This window comes from Streptomyces sp. LS1784 (genome assembly GCF_020103755.1).
Lineage (GTDB): Bacteria > Actinomycetota > Actinomycetes > Streptomycetales > Streptomycetaceae > Kitasatospora.
Map to the genome: position 1 here is coordinate 1 of NZ_JAHSQD010000816.1, position 2775 is coordinate 2775.

At 75.1% G+C, this 2775-nt stretch carries 3 protein-coding genes; 2 read left to right on the forward strand and 1 reads right to left on the reverse strand.

Going from position 1 to position 2775, the window contains the following annotated elements:
• Nucleotides 1-492: 492 nt before the first annotated feature.
• Nucleotides 493-852 (forward strand): DUF2809 domain-containing protein, encoded by a 360-nt coding sequence (locus tag KS423_RS42805; protein ID WP_224285103.1) that lies wholly within the window; start codon nt 493-495, stop codon nt 850-852.
• Between the two features lie 7 nt (nt 853-859).
• On the opposite strand, the gene KS423_RS42810 is transcribed toward KS423_RS42805, so the two are convergent.
• Nucleotides 860-1642, reverse strand: coding sequence for an SGNH/GDSL hydrolase family protein (locus KS423_RS42810; protein ID WP_224285101.1), 783 nt, complete (start codon nt 1640-1642; stop codon nt 860-862).
• A gap of 217 nt (nt 1643-1859) precedes the next feature.
• Between KS423_RS42810 and KS423_RS42815 the strand changes: the two genes are divergently transcribed.
• Complete coding sequence (locus KS423_RS42815; RefSeq protein WP_224285102.1) at nt 1860-2753, forward strand: 4Fe-4S domain-containing protein; 894 nt, start codon at nt 1860-1862, stop codon at nt 2751-2753.
• Nucleotides 2754-2775 lie beyond the last annotated feature (22 nt).

Sequence of the window (2775 nt, forward strand, 5' to 3'; positions counted from 1 at the left end):
CACCGCGAACCCGCGCCGGGTCCGCCCGTCCCGCCCCGCCGCCGGCCCCGCCTGCTCCCCGGCCGCCTCGGCCCCACCCACGTGCGCCACTTTCCCTGCCCGTCCCTTCCGGTCCTCACCCCGCCCGCGACCTGCGCGGACGTTCGTCGGGGGGAGTGACGTACGGCGGTGCGCGGTGGTTCCGGGGGGTCGGGGTCCGCTTGTGGCGTGAAGGGGTGGCGCGGGGGCGAAGTGGGGCGTGTGGGGCCTGGGGGTGGCGCGGTGGCGGGGGTGAACGACCTCGGGGGGGCGTTGGTCGTGAGGACTGGTGTACGGCGGTGCGTGGTGGTTCCGGGGGGCTTCTGGCACGAGGGGGTGCACGGGGGGCGGACAGGGCGCGGGGGTGGGGACGGGCGTGCGGGGTGAAGGGGTAGCGTGGGGCGCGTGGACGATCTCGGGGGGAACGGTCTTCGGGCGCACCGGCGCACGCGCCTGGCGGCCGCGTCGGCGGCGATGCTGACCGTGGCGGCCGGGCTGGGCGTGCGGGCGGTGCTGGGCGGGGACTTCGCCAAGTACGCCGGGGACGCGCTCTACACCGTCCTGCTGTACACCCTGCTCGTGCTGGCCGTGCCGAGGGTGCGCCCCGGCCGCGCCGCCGTCCTGGCCGCCGGGCTCAGCTGGGCGGTGGAGCTGTTCCAGCTCACCGGCCTGCCGGACGCCTGGGGGCGGCACAGCACGCCGGCCCGGCTGGTGCTGGGCTCGACCTTCAACCCGCCGGACCTGCTCTGGTACCTGGTCGGCGCGGGCTGCGCCGGGGTGCTCCACCGGATGCCGCGGACCTCCCGGGCCGCGGCACCCGGCGGAGCGACCTGACGATCCGTCAGATCGGAAGCAGCTCCGGCCGCTTGGGCTCGACGTGGTCGCCCGAGGACTCGCCGCGCAGGCGCCGGCCGACCCAGGGCAGCAGGTGCTCGCGGGCCCACTGGATGTTCTCCCGCCGCTGGTCGGCGGGGGTGAGCACGCGGGCGTCCGGCCACGGGGCCTCCGGGTCCTGCTCGGTGCGCAGGCCCAGTGAGCGCGCGGCCAGCAGGGCGACCCGCTGGTGGCCCTCGGGGGACAGGTGCAGGCGGTCCTCGCTCCATGCGCGGCGGTCCTGGACCGCGCGCAGCGACCACAGGTCGGCCACCTTGCAGCCGTTGCGGTCGGCGATGGCGCGCACGTGCCCGTTGTAGGTGGCGATCTTGCCGCGCAGGTGCTTCAGCAGCGGCACGTCCTTGGTGTCGAAGCCGGTGCAGATCAGCACCGTCCCGGCGTTCTCGGCGAGTTGGACGACGGCGGCCTCGAAGCGCTCGGCCACCTCGTCCGGGTCGCTGCCCGGCCGGAGGATGTCGTTGCCGCCCGCGCAGAAGGTGGCCAGGTCGGGATGGAGGCGGCGGACCTGCGGCACCTGCTCGGCGGTGATCTGGTCCAGCAGCCGGCCGCGCACCGCGAGGTTGGCGTAGCGGAAGGCGCCCGTCGGGCGCCCGTCGGCGAGTATTCCGGCCAGGCGGTCGGCCCACCCGGCGAACCTGCCATCGACGCCGGGGTCGTTCAGACCTTCGGTGAAGCTGTCCCCGAGAGCGGCATACGAATCGAGGTCAAGGGTCTCCTGGAGATTCGGCATGAAAGAGATAGTTCACCCAATCAAGTGACCTACGCCACCGTAGGTGACCCCGGCGGCACGTGAGATGGGCCACGTGCCCTCGTCGGCCGCTTCCGCCCGCAGACGCCCCGTCCCCGGAAAGCACAAGATCCGCACCCTCTTCCGCTTTCCGGCCGGTCCGGCGGATGCTCGAAGGGAGCGGCCGCTCCGGCCGCCGTCCTTCTGGGGGAAGGCATCCATGACCACCGACCCGCGCTCCGAACGGCCCGAGAACTGGTCCATCGACGACCGGTGCACCAACTGCGACGTCGCCCGGCAGCTGGCGCCCGGCCTGATCCGCGAGCACGAGGGCCGCTCCGAGCTGGTCCGCCAGCCGCGCGACGAGGCCGAGCGCCGGCAGCTGCTCGCCGCCGCCCACGCCTGCCCGACCCGCTCCATCCGCCCCGGCACCGGGCCGCTGGACCCGGCCGGGGACCCGTTCCCGCTGGCCCTCGCCGACGACCTGCTGCTGCTCGGTCACAACTCCCGCCGCACCGCGGGCGCCAACTCCTACCTCTGCCGCCGCCCGACCGGCTGGGTGATGGTCGACACGCCGCGCTACAGCGAGGCCCTCGCGGCCCGGTACGCCGGGCTCGGCCCGGTCACCGACGTCCTGCTCACGCACCGCGACCATGCCGTGCACGGCCGGGCGTACGCCGACCGGTTCGGCGCCCGGCTCTGGATCCACGAGGGCGATCTGGAGGCCGCCCCCGACGCCGACCGGGTGCTGCGCGGCACCGGGCCGACGGAGATCTCGCCCGGCCTGGTCGCCCACCCGTTCCCCGGCCACACCCGGGGCAGCGTGCTCTTCCTCGCGGACGAGCGGTACTGCTTCAGCGGCGACAGCATGTACTGGTCCCGCACCACCGGGGACATCGAGGTGGTGGAGTCGGTGACCTGGTACTCGATCGAGGAGCTCGCCGCCTCGCTGCGGCGCGGCCTCGGCGTGCTGCGCTTCGAGTGGCTGCTGCCCGGCCACGGCGACCGGCACCGGATGCCCGCCGAGGAGGCGGACCGCCGGCTGCGGGCGCTGGCCGAGCGGTGCCGGGAGCTGCGGCCCGTGCCCGTGGACTTCAGCGCGGTCCGCTGGTAGCGACGGTCCGCCGGCAGCGGCG

Coding starts and splice junctions, on each gene's coding strand:
- KS423_RS42805 (WP_224285103.1), top strand. CDS start 493: ATGCTGACCGTGGCGGCCGGGCTGGGCGTGCGGGCGGTGCTGGGCGGG.
- KS423_RS42810 (WP_224285101.1), bottom strand. CDS start 1,642: ATGCCGAATCTCCAGGAGACCCTTGACCTCGATTCGTATGCCGCTCTC.
- KS423_RS42815 (WP_224285102.1), top strand. CDS start 1,860: ATGACCACCGACCCGCGCTCCGAACGGCCCGAGAACTGGTCCATCGAC.